This window comes from Streptococcus sp. HMSC077F03, from assembly GCF_001812375.1.
Lineage (GTDB): Bacteria > Bacillota > Bacilli > Lactobacillales > Streptococcaceae > Streptococcus > Streptococcus oralis_S.
Genome location: NZ_KV808753.1, coordinates 53,247 through 73,006 on the forward strand (window position 1 = coordinate 53,247; position 19,760 = coordinate 73,006).

At 41.7% G+C, this 19,760-nt stretch carries 25 protein-coding genes; 1 reads left to right on the forward strand and 24 read right to left on the reverse strand.

Features of this window, described 5'->3' with window-relative positions; all coding sequences use genetic code 11:
• Positions 1 to 11 precede the first annotated feature (11 nt).
• The 8 genes from rseP to leuS form a co-directional block, all read right to left on the reverse strand.
• On the reverse strand, positions 12 to 1,268 hold the full coding sequence (gene rseP / locus HMPREF2853_RS01135; protein ID WP_049500702.1) for an RIP metalloprotease RseP: 1,257 nt from the start codon (positions 1,266 to 1,268) through the stop codon (positions 12 to 14).
• Between the two features lie 15 nt (positions 1,269 to 1,283).
• Positions 1,284 to 2,087: a phosphatidate cytidylyltransferase gene (locus HMPREF2853_RS01140; protein ID WP_000159119.1), complete on the reverse strand. Its 804-nt coding sequence runs from the start codon at positions 2,085 to 2,087 to the stop codon at positions 1,284 to 1,286.
• A gap of 8 nt (positions 2,088 to 2,095) precedes the next feature.
• Complete coding sequence (locus HMPREF2853_RS01145) at positions 2,096 to 2,854, reverse strand: isoprenyl transferase (RefSeq protein WP_000466705.1); 759 nt, start codon at positions 2,852 to 2,854, stop codon at positions 2,096 to 2,098.
• 206 nt (positions 2,855 to 3,060) lie between these two features.
• On the reverse strand, positions 3,061 to 3,645 hold the full coding sequence (locus HMPREF2853_RS01150) for a nucleotidyltransferase family protein (protein ID WP_070534624.1): 585 nt from the start codon (positions 3,643 to 3,645) through the stop codon (positions 3,061 to 3,063).
• The gene (gene ruvB, locus HMPREF2853_RS01155) at positions 3,626 to 4,624 is read right to left on the reverse strand and encodes a Holliday junction branch migration DNA helicase RuvB (protein WP_080980468.1); all 999 of its coding nucleotides are present in this window, start codon (positions 4,622 to 4,624) and stop codon (positions 3,626 to 3,628) included. Before ruvB ends, HMPREF2853_RS01150 begins: the two co-directional genes overlap by 20 nt.
• 287 nt (positions 4,625 to 4,911) lie before the next feature.
• Entirely contained in the window at positions 4,912 to 5,328 is a 417-nt protein-coding gene (locus HMPREF2853_RS01160; protein ID WP_070534625.1) for a GNAT family N-acetyltransferase, read from the reverse strand.
• Positions 5,329 to 5,339: 11 nt separating this feature from the next.
• Positions 5,340 to 6,035, reverse strand: a complete 696-nt coding sequence (locus HMPREF2853_RS01165; protein ID WP_049500450.1) for a GNAT family N-acetyltransferase — start codon at positions 6,033 to 6,035, stop codon at positions 5,340 to 5,342.
• A 194-nt stretch (positions 6,036 to 6,229) separates the two neighbouring features.
• Entirely contained in the window at positions 6,230 to 8,731 is a 2,502-nt protein-coding gene (gene leuS / locus HMPREF2853_RS01170; protein ID WP_049550204.1) for a leucine--tRNA ligase, read from the reverse strand.
• 168 nt (positions 8,732 to 8,899) lie between these two features.
• Between leuS and HMPREF2853_RS01175 the strand changes: the two genes are divergently transcribed.
• On the forward strand, positions 8,900 to 9,463 hold the full coding sequence (locus HMPREF2853_RS01175; RefSeq protein ID WP_000365730.1) for a methyltransferase family protein: 564 nt from the start codon (positions 8,900 to 8,902) through the stop codon (positions 9,461 to 9,463).
• Between the two features lie 291 nt (positions 9,464 to 9,754).
• On the opposite strand, the gene HMPREF2853_RS01180 is transcribed toward HMPREF2853_RS01175, so the two are convergent.
• The 16 genes from HMPREF2853_RS01180 to rplF form a co-directional block, all read right to left on the reverse strand.
• Positions 9,755 to 10,447 (reverse strand): histidine phosphatase family protein, encoded by a 693-nt coding sequence (locus HMPREF2853_RS01180; RefSeq protein ID WP_070534626.1) that lies wholly within the window; start codon positions 10,445 to 10,447, stop codon positions 9,755 to 9,757.
• Positions 10,448 to 10,682: 235 nt separating this feature from the next.
• Complete coding sequence (locus HMPREF2853_RS01185; RefSeq protein WP_000354883.1) at positions 10,683 to 12,020, reverse strand: PFL family protein; 1,338 nt, start codon at positions 12,018 to 12,020, stop codon at positions 10,683 to 10,685.
• Positions 12,021 to 12,029: 9 nt separating this feature from the next.
• Complete coding sequence (locus HMPREF2853_RS01190; RefSeq protein ID WP_000644107.1) at positions 12,030 to 12,296, reverse strand: ACT domain-containing protein; 267 nt, start codon at positions 12,294 to 12,296, stop codon at positions 12,030 to 12,032.
• A gap of 263 nt (positions 12,297 to 12,559) precedes the next feature.
• Positions 12,560 to 12,946: a 50S ribosomal protein L17 gene (gene rplQ, locus HMPREF2853_RS01195; protein WP_000331493.1), complete on the reverse strand. Its 387-nt coding sequence runs from the start codon at positions 12,944 to 12,946 to the stop codon at positions 12,560 to 12,562.
• Between the two features lie 11 nt (positions 12,947 to 12,957).
• A complete protein-coding gene (locus HMPREF2853_RS01200; RefSeq protein WP_000568993.1) occupies positions 12,958 to 13,893 on the reverse strand; it encodes a DNA-directed RNA polymerase subunit alpha in 936 nt (311 codons plus the stop codon).
• Positions 13,894 to 13,935: 42 nt separating this feature from the next.
• Positions 13,936 to 14,319, reverse strand: coding sequence for a 30S ribosomal protein S11 (gene rpsK, locus HMPREF2853_RS01205; protein WP_001118385.1), 384 nt, complete (start codon positions 14,317 to 14,319; stop codon positions 13,936 to 13,938).
• Between the two features lie 17 nt (positions 14,320 to 14,336).
• Positions 14,337 to 14,702, reverse strand: a complete 366-nt coding sequence (rpsM, locus tag HMPREF2853_RS01210) for a 30S ribosomal protein S13 (protein ID WP_000090781.1) — start codon at positions 14,700 to 14,702, stop codon at positions 14,337 to 14,339.
• A gap of 17 nt (positions 14,703 to 14,719) precedes the next feature.
• Complete coding sequence (rpmJ, locus tag HMPREF2853_RS01215; RefSeq protein WP_001808836.1) at positions 14,720 to 14,836, reverse strand: 50S ribosomal protein L36; 117 nt, start codon at positions 14,834 to 14,836, stop codon at positions 14,720 to 14,722.
• Between the two features lie 24 nt (positions 14,837 to 14,860).
• Positions 14,861 to 15,079, reverse strand: a complete 219-nt coding sequence (infA, locus tag HMPREF2853_RS01220) for a translation initiation factor IF-1 (protein ID WP_001029883.1) — start codon at positions 15,077 to 15,079, stop codon at positions 14,861 to 14,863.
• A gap of 116 nt (positions 15,080 to 15,195) precedes the next feature.
• The gene (locus tag HMPREF2853_RS01225) at positions 15,196 to 15,834 is read right to left on the reverse strand and encodes an adenylate kinase (RefSeq protein ID WP_001050433.1); all 639 of its coding nucleotides are present in this window, start codon (positions 15,832 to 15,834) and stop codon (positions 15,196 to 15,198) included.
• A gap of 145 nt (positions 15,835 to 15,979) precedes the next feature.
• Positions 15,980 to 17,290 (reverse strand): preprotein translocase subunit SecY, encoded by a 1,311-nt coding sequence (gene secY / locus HMPREF2853_RS01230; RefSeq protein ID WP_000465385.1) that lies wholly within the window; start codon positions 17,288 to 17,290, stop codon positions 15,980 to 15,982.
• 12 nt (positions 17,291 to 17,302) lie between these two features.
• On the reverse strand, positions 17,303 to 17,743 hold the full coding sequence (gene rplO / locus HMPREF2853_RS01235; RefSeq protein ID WP_000766089.1) for a 50S ribosomal protein L15: 441 nt from the start codon (positions 17,741 to 17,743) through the stop codon (positions 17,303 to 17,305).
• A 144-nt stretch (positions 17,744 to 17,887) separates the two neighbouring features.
• A complete protein-coding gene (rpmD, locus tag HMPREF2853_RS01240) occupies positions 17,888 to 18,070 on the reverse strand; it encodes a 50S ribosomal protein L30 (RefSeq protein WP_000057241.1) in 183 nt (60 codons plus the stop codon).
• 13 nt (positions 18,071 to 18,083) lie between these two features.
• The gene (gene rpsE, locus HMPREF2853_RS01245; protein ID WP_000874204.1) at positions 18,084 to 18,578 is read right to left on the reverse strand and encodes a 30S ribosomal protein S5; all 495 of its coding nucleotides are present in this window, start codon (positions 18,576 to 18,578) and stop codon (positions 18,084 to 18,086) included.
• A 17-nt stretch (positions 18,579 to 18,595) separates the two neighbouring features.
• Positions 18,596 to 18,952, reverse strand: coding sequence for a 50S ribosomal protein L18 (gene rplR, locus HMPREF2853_RS01250; RefSeq protein WP_000624044.1), 357 nt, complete (start codon positions 18,950 to 18,952; stop codon positions 18,596 to 18,598).
• A gap of 83 nt (positions 18,953 to 19,035) precedes the next feature.
• The gene (gene rplF / locus HMPREF2853_RS01255) at positions 19,036 to 19,572 is read right to left on the reverse strand and encodes a 50S ribosomal protein L6 (RefSeq protein ID WP_000086623.1); all 537 of its coding nucleotides are present in this window, start codon (positions 19,570 to 19,572) and stop codon (positions 19,036 to 19,038) included.
• Positions 19,573 to 19,760 lie beyond the last annotated feature (188 nt).

A 19,760-nucleotide genomic window follows, 5' to 3' on the forward strand; every position in this document is an offset into this window, starting at 1 on the left:
TCCTCGATTATCTAAAAGAAGAGTCGCATAATGTCATTCCAGGTCACAGCTAGCATCAAGACAACCATGATAACTACACCAGCCATGGTGACATAGGTTTCAATTTCTTGTTTAAGGGGTTTCCGGCGGATAGCCTCTAGGATATTGAGCACAATCTTTCCACCATCCAAAGCCGGGATCGGAATCAAGTTAAAAATCCCGATATTGATGGAAATCATAGCTAGGAAATAGAGGACATTCTCAAGACCATTTTTAGCAGCATCGCTACTTGCCTTAAAAATGGCAACGGGACCACCGAGTTTGTTCAAATCTGGATGGAAAATCAAGTTTTTCAGAGCCGAAAGGATACGAAGCCCTGAATCAGCAGCGGTTGTAAATCCACCAACAAACATGGATAGAAAGTCTGACTTGACTCCCGGTTGAACCCCGATAATATAACGTCCTTGATTTTCTTCTGGCGTTACCGTGACTTGTTTTTCGCTACCATTTTCAGAAATGGTCACATCTAAGGTCGGGGCTGTCTTGTCCTTGGTATCTGCTTCCACAGCCTGGGTCAAGTCTTGCCAATTCTTAACCTCATGCGAGCCGACCTTGGTAATTTGGGCGGTCTCAGCTACACCTACCTTAGCCAAAGCGCCCTCTGGCATGACGTGAAAGAGATTGGTCTGAGTATCTCTAACACCGCCCTGCAAAAAGATCAGGATCCAAAAAACAACAACACCTAAGATAAAGTTATTCATAGGGCCTGCAAAGTTGGTGATGAGCTTGCCCCAGATAGAAGCATTTTGATACTGTACATCCAAAGGAGCGATGCGCACTTCGGTTCCGTCTTCTTCAACAACCGTTGCATCGTGATCTACTGCAAAAATCTTTTCTTCTTCCAAGACCAACCCCTTGATAAAGAGCTTGTCTTCAAAGTCAAACTGGGTTACCTGCATAGGAAGAGCCGTTTGATCCAGTTTCTTCCCTGAGAGGTTGATCCGTTTGACCTTACCATCATCAGCAAGTGTTAAACTGACTGGAGTTCCTGTCTTGATTTCTGTCGCATCATCACCCCAGCCTGCCATACGAACATAGCCTCCTAGAGGAAGGATTCGAATGGTATAAGCAGTGCCATCCTTACCGATATGGGAAAAAATCTTGGGCCCCATACCAATGGCAAATTCACGAACTAGAATGCCTGATTTCTTGGCAAAATAAAAATGTCCAAACTCATGCACCACCACAATAATCCCAAAAACCAGGATAAAGGTTAGCAATCCAATCATTCAATATTCCTTTCTTTAAAACAGGCCAAATAAGTGCATCATTGGAAATACAATCAGCATGCTATCAAAGCGATCCAACACACCGCCATGTCCCGGGATAAATTTCCCAGAATCCTTAACACCGAAATGGCGTTTCATGGCACTCTCAATCAAGTCACCAAACTGACCTGCCACACTGAAGAAGGCTGCAAAGAGACTCATTCTATAAATCCCATAAGGAAGAGCAACTGTGCTGTCCACTAACATGAAAATCACTGTTATCAGTACCGCACCTAGAATACCCCCAACAAAGCCCTCAATACTCTTATTAGGAGAAACTCTCGGAGCCAGCTTATGTTTACCAAAATTCATCCCTGTCAGGTAGGCTGCGCTATCTGTCGCCCAAACGATAAAAAGGGCCAAAAGTACCTTGTCAAAACCTGCCACCCGAGCATCTAGTAAGGCATTGAAGCCAAAACCAACATAAAAGCTCACAGCAATTGGGAAAGCGGCATCTTCAATCGTATAGTTTTTACTGAAAACGGTCGTCCCTAACATTATGGTAATCAGAACACTATAGGCAACCACATTTCCATCAACAGGCAAAAATGTTAGGTAATTTTCCAAAGGAACTGTGAGAGCGAAGGTCGCAAAAAGAGTCAAAGCACCCTCAATGGTCATAGTCTTTAGTCCCTTCATGTGCAAGAGTTCATGGACGCCTAGCATCGCTAACAAGCCAATCCCTATCTGCAACAAGAGGCCTCCTGCAAACAAGACTGGAAGGAAAATTGCCAGGGCCAATACCGCAAACAATGTTCTCTTTTGTAAATCCTTGGTCATATCTTCTCCTAAACTCCTCCAAAACGGCGATTGCGATGGTTAAAAGCAGCAATAGCTTCCTGCAAGGCGGCTTCATCAAAATCAGGCCACAAGGTATCCGTAAAGTAAAGCTCACTATAGGCTGCTTGCCATGGCAAGAAATTACTTAAACGCAACTCACCACTCGTACGGATAATCAAATCAGGATCTCGCAAATCCTTTGGCAGGTGTTGCGTGAAAAGATAGTCTCCAATCATATCTTCTGTGATGTCACCAGGGTTGATTTTAGCATCTAGAACATCTTGAGCCAAGCCCTTAAGAGCCTGCGTAATTTCAGCACGACCACCGTAGTTAAGCGCAAAATTGAGAATCAAGCCCGTATTGTTCTTGGTCAACTCCTCTGCTTTTTTCAAAGCTTCAAAAGTCGGCTTAGGCAAACGGTCCGTCTCTCCAATCATCTGAATCTTAACGTTATTTGCGTGCAATTCAGGGACGTAGTTATCATAAAATTCGACTGGCAAGTTCATGATAAACTTGACCTCTTGATCTGGGCGCGTCCAATTTTCCGTTGAAAAGGCATAAACCGTGATGACCTTAACTCCCATCTTGTTAGCTGCCTTGGTCACCTTTTGGAGGGCTTCCATCCCCGCCTTATGACCAAAAACCCGTGGTTGCATCCGTTTTTTTGCCCAACGACCATTCCCATCCATGATGATGCCAATATGAGCAGGAACCTGTGTTGGAACCTCGACTTCTACAGCTTTATCTTTCTTAAAAAATCCAAACATGTTCTTATTCCTATTCAAAAATCTATCGTTTCATTATACCATATTTCCCTATTTTCTTCTATTGCTAAGTTATTAGCTCTCCGTACAGACAAAAAATAAGCCGCCTGATTGGGCGACTTAATTTTATAGGGAGATTATTATGAAAAAGTTTTAGGAGTTTAAGTTAAGTTCCTCTTAACTTATGAACCTAGTATACCGTCCCTAACTTAAATTTTTCTTAAGTTTTTTGAGAAAGTTAGATTTTTCCATTTTTCTTGCCAATTTTTCTTGGACAAGCGTTCTTGATAGAGCTTCATTCGATCTTCATTCTCTAAAAAATGAGGAGTTGGGGAAATCTGAAAGTTCAAAATATCCTCTAAACCATAAGGCGCAAAGAGCTCTAAAGTTGCGTCGGCATGCAAGCGAAGGCCTATCGCCGTACAGCGTTCAGGATACTTACTCATAGCATCACGAGAACTCGTGTAAGGCGCTGTGTGGGGACTGTGCAGATGCATATAGACCTGATTTTTCAACTCCCACTGATACTGAGGGAAATTTTCTCTCAGCTTTTTCTCTAGAAATACTGTTTCCTCATAAGAAATATCTGGATCAAAGAAAATCACATCCACATCCGTTTCATGATCAAAAGGCGATTTGTCTGACAAGAGATTCCAGATAAAATTTCTGACAGACCCTGCCGCCAACCACGAATCTTTCAGACCAAGGTCACGAATGATGGTCAGAATGGTCATCATATCTGGATTTTCTCTGAAAGCATCTAGAATTTCTTGTTCATTTTTCACTGTATTCATAACCTAAATGTTCATATGCCTTAGCAGTTGCCACCCGTCCAGAACGAGTTCGCATGATGAAACCTTTCTGAATCAGGTAAGGTTCGTACATATCTTCGACTGTCTCACGCTCCTCGGCAATATTAACAGAAAGAGTTCCTAAACCGACAGGACCACCACCGTACATCTCAATCATGGTGCGAAGGATTTTTTGGTCCACATAGTCCAAACCTTCATGGTCTACATCTAACATGGTCAAAGCCTTATCGGTAATGACATCATCAATCAAGCCATCCCCCATAATCTGGGCAAAGTCGCGCACGCGCTTGAGGAGACGATTGGCGATACGAGGAGTTCCTCGACTGCGTAAGGCCAACTCCGAAGCTGCCTCATGGGTGATTTCCATCTCAAAAATATCTGCCGTCCGCTCAACAATCTCTGTCAAGTCAGCGTGGGCATAGTATTCCATATGACCTGTAATCCCAAAACGTGCCCGCAGAGGATTTGAGAGCATCCCCGCACGTGTCGTAGCCCCAATCAAGGTGAATGGTGGCAAGTCCAAATGAACACTGCGACTGCCTTCACCAGCACCAATCATGATATCAATGTAGAAGTCTTCCATGGCACTATAAAGCACCTCTTCCACCGACATGGGCAAGCGATGAATCTCGTCAATAAAAAGGACGTCTCCAGGTTCCAAATCATTCAAAATGGCTACCAGATCACCCGCTTTTTCAATGACAGGGCCAGACGTTTGCTTGAGATTGACTCCCAGTTCATTGGCAATAACAAAAGCCATGGTCGTTTTCCCCAAACCTGGAGGACCAAATAAAAGAACATGGTCCAGCGCCTCATCCCGCATTTTTGCTGCCTCAATAAAGATTTGCAGCTGGTCCTTGACCTTATCCTGACCGATATATTCACGTAAATACTGAGGACGGAGGGTACGTTCTACCAACTCCTCATCCCCCATGATCTCATTGTCTAAAATTCTACTCATGGCTCTATTATATCAAAAATCCAAGCCACAAACAAAAAAGCCACCTGATTGGGTGGCTTCTTTAGGGAGATTATTATGAAAAAGAAAAGTTTAGGATTTCATTAAATAAAGGGTACTCAATGAAAATCGAAATCAGACTAGGCAGATAGACGCAAGCATAACTATAGTTAGCTAAGTCGACTCTAACGAAGTATTGTGAGATTTTCGAAGAGTATTAGGAGGTCTTTATTTAATGATTATATGATACACAAGGAGACTTAAACTTTACTTAAGAAAAAATGATTTTTTTATCTTTTTCGATCTACCCAAATCATTCCTGTACAATCATAAGTAGATAAGGTTTCAAATCCCAGAGAACGATAGAATCCCAAGGTTTTTTCTGTTTGTTCGGTCACTAGTTGGACTTGATAGGCATCTTTGTAATCACCCAAAGCCTCTTTCATCAAGTTGCTACCAATCCCTTGGTGCTGATAGCTAGGCAAAACAATCAAATCCTGGACAAAAATCGATGAAAAACCATCTCCGACCAAACGAACCAAGTCCACCACAGCATCACCATCAAGTGCTAGATAAATCGCTAATGAGTGAGACAAGGCCTTCTCCAACATCTGAGGTTGATGTGTATAATTTGTCCATCCAACTGCCTGATAGAGATGCAAAACATCCTCTAGCTTGACGATTTCTTGCTTTCTAATAGTTATCATCCCAACACCTCTTAGAATTCTCTCAAGCTCTTGTACTGCCGTCCATTTTTATCAAAATTTTCAGGAGCCAACCATGCTTCCAAACGAGCTTTAACTTGAGGCCAGTCCTTATCAATCATAGACAACCAATCCGTATCTCTCGTACGCCCCTTATAAACGACTGCCTGGCGGAAGGTTCCTTCATAGACAAATCCCAAACGCTCCGCAGCTCGTCTGGATGGCAGATTTAGAGCATCGCATTTCCACTCATAGCGACGATAGTTAAGCTCCTCAAAAACATAGCGAGCTAGGAGATATTGAGCCTCTGTCCCTATACGTGTTCCCCTTAATTCTGGAGAAAAAGTGACGGCACCCACTTCTATTACTCGGTTATTCTGGTCAATACGCATGAGAGAAAAAGTCCCCAAAGCCTTACCAGTTGCCTTGTCTATAATCGCATAGTAAAAACGGTCCTTACGAGCCAACATCTGATTTAAGACAGTAACCAGTTCCTCCATATCTGCCACTGGTTCCTGAAAAAGGTAGGTCCACATCTCACGAGGCGTATCAGGACCATAAACAGCTAGCAGATCCTCCGCATGCTTTTCCACCGAAAGAGCCTCTATCCGAGCGTAGCGCCCTTCTAAGAAATCAATGGAAGGCAATTCTCCTGGAGTATAACCTTCCATTGACTCACCAATTATCTGACCATATTCGTTTACTGACATTGTTTTCTCCTTGATTCACTTTTCAAACTTTATAATTGCACATAGTATATCATACTTTCATGAAAAAATTCAAAAAATCCTCCAGATTCTACTCTGAAGGATTCCTATCTTATTTCACAACGATATTAACGAGTTTGGTTGGCTTCAATAGTCCAGTGGACTATTGAAGGTGGCAGATAGGGCTAATAAACTCGTTATTTAACGACGATATTAACGAGTTTATTAGGGACACTAATCACTTTCACGATTTCCTTACCGTCAATCTCTGCTTTGACTTTTTCATCCGCTAGAGCAATTTCTTGCAATTCTTCACGTGATAGGTCTTTAGCGACCATGAGTTTGGCACGGACTTTTCCTTTGATTTGGATGACGATTTCGATTTCGTCTTCAACCAATTTGCTTTCGTCCCAAGTTGGCCAAGCTACATAAGAGATGGACTCACCTGTTGCAGCAACAGTTTGCCAGAGTTCTTCTGCCAAATGAGGTGCAAATGGGGCAATCAATTGAATAAAGCCTTTGGCGTAGTCCACATAGAGTTTGTCTTCCTTATTAGCAGCGTTGACAAAGACCATAAGTTGGGCAATGGCTGTGTTGAATTTCATGGATTCGATTTGCTCAGTAACAGATTTAACGGTTTCATTGTAAACCTTGTCAAGAGCACCATTATTTTCCGCAACAATTTCTTTACTTGTAATCAAACGGTAAACACGGTCAAGGAACTTACGGCTTCCTTCCAGACCTTCTTCTGACCAAGCAATTGAAGCATCAAGTGGCCCCATGAACATTTCATAAACACGAAGGGTATCGGCACCATATTGTTCCACCACATCGTCTGGGTTAACAACGTTCTTGAGCGATTTAGACATCTTGGCTGGTGCTTGCTCCAACTCTTCTCCTGTTTCCAGATGGAAGAAAGAACCGTCACGTTTTTCAACCTTATCAGTCGCTACAAGAGCTCCACGGTGGTCACGGTAGCTTGTTCCCAAAATCATCCCTTGGTTAAAGAGTTTTTGGAATGGTTCCTTAGTCGGAACAACACCGAGGTCATAGAGGAATTTGTGCCAGAAACGAGCATAGAGCAAGTGAAGTACAGCATGCTCTGCACCACCCACGTAGATATCTACTGGCAACCATTGTTTGAGGAGGTCCTCATCAGCCAATTTCTCAGTATTGTGCGGGTCAATATAGCGGAGGTAGTACCAGCTTGAACCAGCCCATTGTGGCATGGTGTTGGTTTCACGACGACCTTTGACGCCATCTTCACGAGTCACTTCCAGCCAATCTGTCAAGTTAGCCAACGGGCTTTCACCAGTACCTGAAGGACGGATGTCCTTGGTTACTGGCAAGACAAGTGGCAATTCATTTTCAGGAACAGCTGTTGAAGTCCCATCTTCCCAATGAATGATTGGGATTGGTTCACCCCAATAACGTTGACGGCTAAAGAGCCAATCGCGGAGACGGTAGGTAACCTTCTCTTGACCGCAACCTTTCTCTTCCAACCAAGCCACAATCTTAGCAATAGCGTCTTCTTTGTTAAGGCCATCTAGGAAGTCTGAATTGACATGAAGACCATCTTCAGTATAGGCAGCTTCTTCAACGTTTCCACCTTCTAGCACTTCTACGATTGGAAGGTCAAATTGTTTGGCAAATTCCCAGTCACGTTGGTCATGGGCTGGCACAGCCATAACGGCACCTGTTCCATAACTAGCAAGAACATAGTCTGCAATCCAGATTGGGATTTCCTTGCCATTGACAGGATTGATGGCATAAGCACCAGTCCATACACCAGTTTTTTCTTTGGCAAGGTCGGTACGAGCCAAGTCAGACTTGAGACTAGCTTGGTGTTTGTAGTCTGCAACTGCATCAGCTTGCTCTGAGCTTGTGATGGCATCTACTAGTTCATGCTCAGGAGCCAAGACTGTGAAGGTCGCACCGAAAAGAGTGTCAGGACGAGTCGTAAAGACTGTGAATTCCTTGTCTGTTCCCTTAACTTTAAAGGTTACATTGGCACCAGTTGATTTACCAATCCAGTTGCGTTGCATATCCTTGATAGACTCTGGCCAATCCAACTCATCCAAGTCGTTAAGCAAGCGCTCTGCATAGGCCGTGATTTTAAGCATCCATTGGCGCATTGGTTTGCGAACAACAGGATAGCCACCACGTTCAGAAGTTCCGTCAGGCAGGACTTCTTCGTTGGCGATAGCTGTTCCCAATTCTTCTACCCAGTTTACTGGTACTTCGGCTTCATAGGCCAAGCCTTTTTCGTAAAGCTTGGTGAAGATCCACTGAGTCCATTTGTAGTAGTTTGGATCTGTTGTGTTGACTTCACGGTCCCAGTCGTAAGAGAATCCAAGCGCATTGATTTGACGTTTGAAGTTGGCAATGTTTTCTGCTGTAAATTCTGCCGGGTCATTCCCCGTATCCATAGCGTATTGCTCAGCTGGCAAACCAAAGGCATCCCAACCCATTGGGTGAAGGACATTGTAACCTTGGGCACGTTTGTAACGGCTAAGGATATCAGTCGCTGTATAACCTTCTGGGTGTCCTACGTGCAATCCAGCTCCTGAAGGATATGGGAACATATCGAGAGCATAAAACTTCGGTTTTGATGCATCTGTTCCTGTCTTAAATGTATGATGTTCTGCCCAGTAGCCCTGCCACTTAGGTTCAATTTCTTTATGATTGTAAAAACTCATGGTCTCTCTCCAATTTTATGATGTTACTATTATACCATTTTCAAGAGATTTTTACAGATGAAATCATGAAGTTTCCATTGATACCTATTACAAAACATACTCTAACTATTTCCTTTTAATTGACCACTAAAATTGAAAGTTGTATAATGCTAACTGGAGGAAATAATCATGGATTTACAAACTATTTTTGCATATGGGTTCATTCTCATTTTCATCATCACAGAAACGTGGATTAAAAGGAAAACAAAATCAAACAATGAAAATAACTCTGAAGACAAAGGAAGTCGTTACATCATTATTGGTAGTGTTGTTTGTTGTCTTCTATTAATGAATGAACAACTTCTACCTTCTATAGCTCAATTGCCACATTTTTTGATCTATATTGGAATTCTCCTTTCTCTAGCCGGCTTTGTATTACGTATCTATGCAGTTAATTATCTTGGGAAGAATTTTACACTTGCGGTTCAAACAACAGATAGTCAGCAGTTGGTAGAAGCAGGTCCCTACTCTATAGTAAGAAATCCTGCCTATACTGGTAGCATCGTATCCATACTTGGCTTGTCAATTGTTTCATTAAATCCTCTCACAATTATTATTTGTCTCATTCTATTGGTAGTTGGTTACAGTATTCGATTAAAAGTAGAAGAAAAAGCCTTATACAATCATTTTGGAGAAGCATATGAAACATACTGTCAAAAGGTTCGCTATCGAATTTTCCCTTATATTTGGTAATTTCATTCAAATATAACATACCTTTCAACTAGATTTGAATGATTACTAAACATGATAAATATTTTTTTAATGAAGGATTGAGTTTTGCGTTATGCAAGATTCAATCTTTTTAGTTTGATTTCACTCTGTTTATATCGGATACCACTATGTTGGACTTTAGGGTATTATTTCTCTAAAATAATTCTAGCTTTCCTTTCATAACATCTCCCAAAAATTTTTACTTTTTCGGAACTATTGATTTAAATCATATCCTTTAACTCAAAATTAGCTCCTAATCGGAGCTAACTTCTATTAACTATTTGTCTCTAACATCTTCTCACGTCCGAGTTCTCGATAGCTACGGTCGCCAACAACTTCGACTGTAAATTGACCGTTCTCATATTCAAGGATCGTTACACTACCATTATCCAGACCATGCGGATGCATGCCATTGATCAGATAAACAATGGTCCCAATGGTCATTCCATGGCTCACAACGAGGGCATTACCCCCACCTTGTTCTTCCATTTCTTTAGCAATCGCTTCAAAGCCTTCCTTGATTCGACCACTGAGTTTTTCCCAACCTTCAGCCCAGCCTGCAGTATCAACCTCTACCAAACCTTCTGCTAGTTCTGCATAAGACAACTGATGAACATGGTCTACATTGAAAATTCTCGGAATCAATCCCATAAAGAGGTCCCCATCATAGGCTCCATCAAAACTACCAAAGCACCACTCACGGATTCGCTTGTCCATGCGGTAAGGGATTTTCCCCTGTAGGCCAAGTTCTTCTAGGATAATTCCCATGGTTTGAATAGTCCGCCCTGAATCACTGGAATAAGCGCGGTCAAACTGCAAACCAGACTCTCTCAAGCCAATTCCCAGTTCATGGATTCCCAACTCACCTTCTGCAGTCAGAGGCGTATCACTCCATCCTTGTGCACGTCCAATCGTGTTAAACATCGTTTTCCCATGACGGACCAAGTACAATCTTACTTTAGACATTTTCTATCCTCCATTTCTTCTATTATATCATGGATCAAAGAAATATTCGGCTTTCAAAAGCAAAGCCAACATTTGTAAATTATCCAAAAGAAAAGCTACCCTCATGGTAGCTTCCCTAGGAGATTATTATGAAAAAGTTTAGGATTTCTATTAAATAAAGTTAGGAGGTCTTTATTTAATGATTATAGTATACACAGTCATCCTTAAACTCAACTTAAATCCTCTCTCTTTTTTATTAATTTTTAAAACTATGGATTGGAGCTGGGATTTGCCCACCACGAGAGATGAAATCAACAGACGAAGCCCCGTTGACTTTCATCACTGGAGCTGTCCCTAGCAAGCCACCAAACTCAATCATATCGCCTTCTTTGCCCTTTGGAATAATACGGACAGCCGTTGTTTTCATGTTAATAACACCAATGGCCGCCTCATCCGCAATCATAGCTGCAATGGTTTCAGCAGGCGTATCTTCCGGAATGGCAATCATATCCAGCCCAACTGAACAGATAGCCGTCATGGCTTCTAGTTTCTCTAAATTCAGAGAGCCATCTTGCACCGCAGCAATCATCCCCTCATCTTCAGAAACGGGGATAAAAGCACCTGACAAGCCACCGACTTGGTTACAAGCCATCACTCCGCCCTTCTTAACTTGGTCATTCAAAAGAGCGAGGGCAGCCGTCGTCCCATGCGTACCAACTGTTTCTAGGCCCATTTCCTCAAGGACACGTGCCACAGAATCACCAACTGCAGGAGTTGGCGCCAAGCTTAGATCGACAATTCCAAAGTTAACACCCAGTCTCTCGCTGGCCATCTGACCAACTAATTGACCGATACGAGTAATCTTGAAGGCCGTTTTCTTGACTGTTTCCGCTACTACATCAAAGCTCTGTCCACGAACTTTTTCCAAGGCACGCTTGACCACACCAGGACCCGAAACCCCGACATTGATGATAACATCTGCTTCGCCAACACCATGAAAGGCCCCTGCCATAAAAGGATTGTCCTCAACAGCATTAGCAAATATGACCAACTTGGCCGCACCCATATCTGACAGCATAGCTGTTTCCTTGATGATACGTCCCATATCAGCGACCGCAGTCATGTTGATACCTGACTTGGTCGAGCCGATATTGACGGACGAACAAACCTTGTCTGTCTCAGCTAGAGCGCGGGGGATAGAATTGATGAGAATTTCATCTCCTTTTTGGTAGCCTTTTTGTACCAAAGCTGAGAATCCACCGATAAAGTCAACACCGATCTTCTTAGCCGCCCTATCAAGAGCCTTTGCCAAAACAACATAGTCTGTCGTATCAGTCGCAGCACCAATTAAAGAAATCGGAGTCACCGATACCCGTTTATTAACAATAGGAATCCCAAGTTCTGCAGCAATTTCGTCTCCTACAGCCACTAAATTTGCAGCTTTAGTGGTGATTTTTTGGTAAATCTTTTCAGCAGCACGTTCAATATCTGGATCAATGCAGTCCAAAAGGGAAATCCCCATGGTGATGGTTCTGATATCGAAGTTCTGCTCCTCAATCATGGCAATGGTTTCTGTAACTTGTCTAATATCCATAGCCGCCTCCTAGATATTATACATAGCGTCAAAAATCGCCGCACTTTGAATATTGATTTTGACATTCAAGGCCTGACCGAAAGTTTCAAACTCATTTCGTAGATAAGTGAAATCCTGTTTTTCGTCACTAGAAACGACCGCCATCATAGTAAAGTATTCATCCAACACCGTCTGAGAAATATCGTCAATATTCAAACCCAAGTCTGCAATCTTAGTAGACACGCCTGCAACAATCCCAGCCTTATCCTTACCAACCACTGTAATAATAGCCTTCATCCTTATACCCCATTTCTACGATTTTTAGAAAAACTGAACGTTTTTGATTTTCTTTTTCCCTAGTATAGCATATTTCCATAGAAAATACTAAAAAACGCCTGCTTACGAAGTTGTTCTTAAGAAAAAAACAATTTCGTAAACAAGCGTCTACCCTATCAAATGATGATGAGTGTTCCCGCTAGGACTGAAGTCCCAGCGGTAGACCAGAGCTAGACTAAGAGCACAAGACTCCATCATCATAACACTCAACAAAATTGATGATTTTATACTAATTCGATGATCGCCATTGGCGCAGCATCACCACGACGTGGTTCAGTTTTAAGGATACGAGTGTATCCACCGTTACGTTCAGCATAACGAGGTGCGATTTCTGAGAACAATTTTTGAAGTGCTGTAGTAGAAGTGTACTTATCAGTTGCTTCATCATAGTTTTCAGATGCGATTTCATTACGTACGAAAGCAGCTGCTTGACGACGTGCATGCAAATCACCACGTTTACCTAGAGTAATCATTTTTTCAACAGTTTTACGGATTTCTTTAGCACGAGCTTCAGTTGTCACGATTGATTCGTTGATCAAAAGGTCAGTTGTCAAATCGCGAAGCATTGCTTTACGTTGTGAGCTAGTGCGTCCTAGTTTACGGTAAGCCATGTATTCCTCCTTTATTTATCTTTTAATCCAAGACCCAAGTCAATGAGTTTGAGTTTCACTTCTTCCAAACTCTTGCGTCCAAGATTTCGTACTTTCATCATCTCTGCTTCAGATTTTTCTGTCAAATCATGCACAGTATTGATACCGGCACGTTTCAAACAGTTGTATGAACGCACAGACAAGTCCAGTTCCTCAATCGTACGATCCAAAATACGATCGTCAGATTCAGTATCAGCTTCTTTCATCACTTCAGTTGACTTAGCAATCTCAGTAAGATTTGTAAACAAATCAAGATGTTCTGTCAAGATACGTGCTGAAAGCCCTAAAGCATCTTCTGGAATAATTGTTCCATTAGTCAAGATTTCAAGGGTTAATTTGTCAAATCCATCATTGCTACCTACACGAGCAGGCTCTACTTGATAGTTGACTTTTGTAACTGGTGTATAAATAGAATCTACAGCAAGTGTTCCAACTGGTGCATTATCTTTTTTGTTTTCATCAGCAGGTACATATCCACGACCACTGTTAACAGTCATTGTCGCTTTTAGAGAAGAACCTTCACCGATTGTAAAGAGATAATGATCTGGATTTACAATCTCAATATCACTGTCAGTCAAAATGTCTCCAGCTGTAATTTCAGCAGGACCTTCAACGTCCAGTTCAATGATTTTTTCGTCTTCAACGTATGATTTCACTGCAATCCCTTTAATGTTCAGAATGATTTGCATCACGTCTTCACGAACACCTGGAACTGTGTCGAACTCATGCAAGACACCTTCAATGTTGATAGATGTCACTGCTGCTCCTGGTAGAGAAGCTAGTAGTACACGACGAAGAGAGTTACCAAGAGTTGTACCGTAGCCACGTTCAAGTGGTTCGATTACAAACTTGCCATAATCTTTATTTTCATCAATTTTTGTTATATTTGGTTTTTCAAACTCAATCATTTAGTTACTCCCTCTTAAACGAAAAGCAGTGTAATGCGATGATTATACACGGCGACGTTTTGGAGGACGAGCACCATTGTGTGGCACTGGAGTCACATCACGAATTGCTGTTACTTCAAGACCAGCGGCAGCAAGCGCACGAATAGCTGACTCACGACCAGAACCTGGACCTTTTACAGTAACTTCAACTGATTTAAGACCGTGTTCTTGTGCAGATTTAGCAGCAGCTTCAGAAGCCATTTGAGCAGCGAATGGTGTAGATTTACGAGAACCTTTGAAACCAAGAGCACCAGCTGATGACCAAGCAATTGCATTACCATGCACATCAGTAATCATAACAATAGTGTTATTAAATGTAGCGTGAATATGAGCAATACCAGATTCGATATTCTTTTTCACACGACGTTTACGTGTTGGTTTAGCCAAGACTTTTACCTCCTATATTATTTTTTCTTACCAGCAATCGCAACAGCTTTACCTTTACGAGTGCGAGCGTTGTTTTTAGTGTTTTGTCCACGGACAGGAAGTCCACGACGGTGACGAATACCACGGTAAGAACCGATTTCCATCAAACGTTTGATGTTCAAGTTTACTTCACGACGAAGGTCACCTTCAACTTTGATTGCATCCACTTCACGACGGATAGCATCCTCTTGATCTGATGTAAGGTCACGTACACGAACATCTTCTGAGATTCCAGCAGCAGCCAAAATTTTCTTAGATGTTGCAAGTCCGATACCATAAACGTAAGTCAATGAGATTACTACGCGTTTGTCATTTGGAATGTCAACTCCAGCAATACGAGCCATTTTTTCTCCTTTCTATCTTATCCTTGACGTTGTTTGTGTTTTGGATTTGCTGGGCAAATTACCATAACACGACCATTACGACGAATTACTTTACAGTATTCGCAAATTGGTTTGACCGATGGTCTTACTTTCATTTCTTATCCCTCCAAGTTTTTCGATTATTTAAAGCGGTAAGTGATACGTCCACGTGTCAAGTCATATGGACTCATCTCGACAGTAACACGATCTCCCGCTAAAATACGAATATAGTTTTTACGAATTTTACCAGAAACTGTTGCTAAAATCTGATGTCCATTTTCAAGTTCAACCGTAAACATTGCGTTAGGCATTGTATCGACTACTTTGCCTTCAACTTCAATCACATCGTCTTTTGCCACGCAAAAGCACCTCCATAAATTTCGATTCGATGCCTCTGAAAACAGAGACAACAATTATAAGTCAGACTATCTCAGTATAACATTTGTAGCGATTTTTTGCAAGTGTGAAAAACGCTTTATTTCAAATTTGTCAATACTTTTTCGATGTCTTTGAACACATCATTGATATCTTGATTTCCTTCGATATCGTGGACTAATCCTTTGGCACGGTAGTGAGCAATGATTGGTTCACCTTGGGCGATATTCACATCCAAACGACGCTTCACTGTCTCAGGTTTATCATCTTCACGTTGGTAGTAATCTTCCTCTTTATAGTCAACTGGTGGGTTGAAAACTTTGTGGAAGGTTTCACCTGTTTCGCGGTGGATGATACGACCACTCAAACGTTCCAAGAGACAATCTGGATTCACTTCGATATTGATCACACCTTCTAGTTCGATACCAAGTTCCGCCAATGTTTTGTCCAAGGCATGGGCTTGTTCAATCGTACGTGGGTAACCATCCAACAAGAAACCTGTTTCCTTGATGTCATCCTGTGAAAGGCGTTCTTTAACGATTCCATTTGTAACTTCATCTGGAACCAACTCACCTTTGTCAATATAAGACTTCGCAAGTACACCCATTTCAGTTTGATTTGCCATAGCAGCACGGAACATATCTCCAGTTGAAATGTGTGCCACGTGGAATTGCTCCACAATTTTAGCTGCTTGCGTTCCCTTACCTGCTCCAGGTAAGCCCATAATCAAAAGATTCATGATAGGATCTCCTTATTTTGTATTTAAATAGAAGCAGAAATCTCTTTCAACCCCTATTTAAAAACAAAATAGAAGAGGGGAGACGAAAATCTCTCTGATAGATAGATCTTCATACTCCACTCTCTAAGCAAAAGTAATTTTGCTTTTATTCTGTTTTATCCATGAAACCAACATACTTACGTTTCAATAGGTAACCTTCTAACTGTTTGATTCCTTCGATACCAGTTGAGATAATGATCAAAAGACTAGTTCCCCCAAAAGCAACAGCTTCTGAAAGACCAAAGACATCTTTTGCCACAATCGGCAAGATTGAAATCACACCAAGGAAGATTGATCCGACAGTCGCAAGGCGACGAAGAAGTTTCGACATGAATTCTTCAGTTCCCTTACCAGGACGGACACCATGAATGTAGGCTCCACTCTTTTGCAAGTTTTCTGCTGCCTTCTCTGGATTGATCTGTACAAATGTATAGAAGAATGTAAAGAGAATGATCAACAAGGCATACATAGCAACACCTGTCGGAGATGTTGTAGATAACATTTCCTGTGCTGTACGTACCCAAGCCCAATCATGACCTGTAGCACTCAAAAATTGAAGAATGGCTGCAGGTGCTGCTGTAATGGAACTTGCAAAGATAACTGGGATAACCCCCGCTGGGTTCACCTTCAATGGAAGGTATGAGCTTGATGGGGCTCCTTGAGCAACTTTTGTATATTGGATTGGAATTTTATATTCTGCCTGTTGAACAAAGGTTGTAAAGTATACAATCAACAAGACAGCGATAATCAAAATAACGACAAAGATAATAGATGAAGTCAAACGGCTACTTGGAATATTGACGAAGTAGTCAACATAGATGCCTTTAATCATCTCAGGAATTGAAGCAACAATACCTGCAAAGATGATCATAGAAACACCGTTTCCGTATCCCTTATCTGTAATTTGTTCCCCAAGCCAGGTTACAATCATACTACCTGCTGTGAGTATAATACCAATAGTAACAAAAACTTGTGGAGTTAAAGCTGTCGTTAATAATTTCGCTCCAGATAGAGTATTAAATCCTGCTGTAATCCCGATAGATTGAACAAATGCAAGCACAAGTGCAATATAACGAGTAGCTTGGTTTAGTTTTCTCCGTCCTACTTCTCCTTGTTTGCCCCATTCTACAAACTTCGGTAAAATATCCATTTGTAGCAATTGAACAACGATTGAAGCAGTGATATACGGACTTACTCCGAGTGCAAAAACGGAGAAGTTCTTCATGGCATTCCCTGAAACAAGACTAAGCATGTTCAAGAAAGATAAACCACTGAGAGCTTCTAAACTTTTTGCATTCACACCTGGAACAGTGATACTTGTCCCAATACGGAAAACAAGAATGATAAAAATCGTAAAGAGAATTTTTGATCGAACTTGTTTAACCTTGAGCGCTTCTTTTAGTAATTTAAAAAACATGGGTCACCTCTCTTAGATGACTTCTACAGAACCACCTTTAGCAGTGATAGCTTCCTCAGCTGATTTAGAGAATTTAGCTGCTTTCACAGTCAATTTCTTAGTCAACTCACCGTTACCAAGAATTTTAACTCCTGATTTTTCAGCTTTCACAATTCCTGCTTCGATAAGTACAACTGGAGTTACTTCTGCACCGTCTTCAAAGACGTTCAATTGGTCAAGGTTTACAATTGCGTATTCTTTAGCGTTGATGTTAGTGAATCCACGTTTTGGAAGACGACGGAACAATGGAGTTTGTCCACCTTCAAAACCAAGGCGAACTCCGCCACCGCTACGAGCTTTTTGACCTTTTTGACCGCGACCAGATGTTTTACCGTTACCTGATGAAGTACCACGACCAACACGGTTACGTACTTTACGAGAACCTTCTGCAGGTTTCAATTCATGAAGTTTCATTATTATTTTCTCCTCTTTTGTAAAATGCTAGCGCCGATAAGAGAGAAAAGGTTGTCTCCCTTATCAACTCGCCTATACATTGTCATCTTAGATGACTATATCTAGTTTTAGGGGATGAGTATTGCCACATCCCCTAAAAATTCATTAGTTTACTTCTTCAACTGTTACCAAGTGAGATACTGCAGTGATCATACCACGGATAGCAGCGTTGTCTTCTTTGATAACAGAGCTGTTCAATTTGCCAAGTCCAAGTGCTACAACAGTTTTACGTTGTGATGGAATGCGTCCGATTGGAGACTTAGTCAAAGTAATTTTAATTTGAGCCATTTTATCCCCTTTCTTATGCCAAATCAGAAACTGAAATACCACGAAGGGCAGCAACTTCTTCAGCGCGTTTCAATTGTTTCAAACCTTCAACAGTTGCGCGAACAATGTTGATTGGAGTGTTAGAACCAAGTGATTTAGATGTAATATCTGCCACACCTGCCAATTCCACAACGGCACGAACTGCACCACCAGCGGCAACTCCAGAACCTTCTACAGCAGGTTTCAACAATACTTTAGCTCCACCGAATTCTGAAAGAACTTCGTGTGGGATTGTTGTTCCAACCATAGGAACTTCAATCAAGTTTTTCTTAGCATCTTCTACTGCTTTGCGGATTGCTTCTGGAACTTCTTGAGCCTTACCAGTACCAAATCCTACGCGACCGTTGTGGTCACCAACAACAACAAGAGCTGCGAAACGAAGACGACGTCCACCTTTAACAACTTTTGTAACACGGTTGACAGCAACTACGCGTTCTTCTAATTCAACTGCATTGTCTTTAAATGCCATTTTCTAGTGTCCTCCTATTAGAATTTCAATCCGTTTTCACGAGCTGCATCAGCCAAAGCTTTCACACGTCCGTGATATAGATATCCACCGCGGTCGAACACCACTTCTGAAATACCTTTAGCGTTTGCACGTTCTGCAACGAGTTTACCGACAGCAACGGCTTGTTCAGTTTTAGTTCCTTTTGAAACTTCTTTGTCAAGAGTTGAAGCACTTGCGAGCGTTACACCCGCTACGTCATCAATCACTTGAGCGTAGATGCCTGTATTAGAACGGAATACGTTCAAACGTGGGCGATCAGCAGTTCCAGAGAGTTTTCCGCGAACGCGACGATGGCGTTTTTGGCGGAGTTTGTTTTTATCTGGTTTAGAAATCACAGTTTTCACCTCTTTAGTTTTAAATCGTGTGCTATGCACTAAGTTGGAAAATAGGTTGGTGGTTAAAAATCAACCACTCAACATTATTTACCTGTTTTACCTTCTTTACGGCGAACGAATTCACCAACGTAACGGATACCTTTACCTTTATATGGTTCTGGTGAACGAAGGCTACGTACGTAAGCAGCTGTTTGACCAACTACTTCTTTTGAAATTCCGCTAACAACGATTGTTGTTGGGTTTGGAAGTTCAAAAGTAATTCCTTCTGGAGCTTCAACTTCGTCTGGATGAGATTTACCAACAGCCAAAACAAGTTTTTTACCTTGAAGTTGTGCACGGTAACCAACCCCACGCATTTCAAGTTCTTTCTTGAATCCTTCTGATACACCAATTACCATGTTGTTCAAAAGGGCACGAGTAGTTCCATGGATTGTTTTCATTTCTTTTGAATCGTTTGGACGGTGAAGAGTTACTTCAGTACCTTCCACACGAATTTCAATATCTTTTGAGAACTCACGAGTAAGTTCTCCTTTAGGTCCTTTTACAGTTACAACGTTGTCATTGTTAGTGATTTCAACACCAGCAGGCAACACGATAACTTTATTACCAATACGTGACATGTTTATTTTCTCCTGTTAGATTGTCAGGCCAGAATGGCCAGTTTTCACGGGGGCTTAAATCGATTTCTCGATTTAAAGGAACATTTAGGCTTCAATTCCAAAGTGAATCTAGGCATCGTCTCGCCGGCATAACTTTGGGTTAGGCAAGAGACGATAACGAAGAGTCACAAAGAAATTGGGAGCTAAAT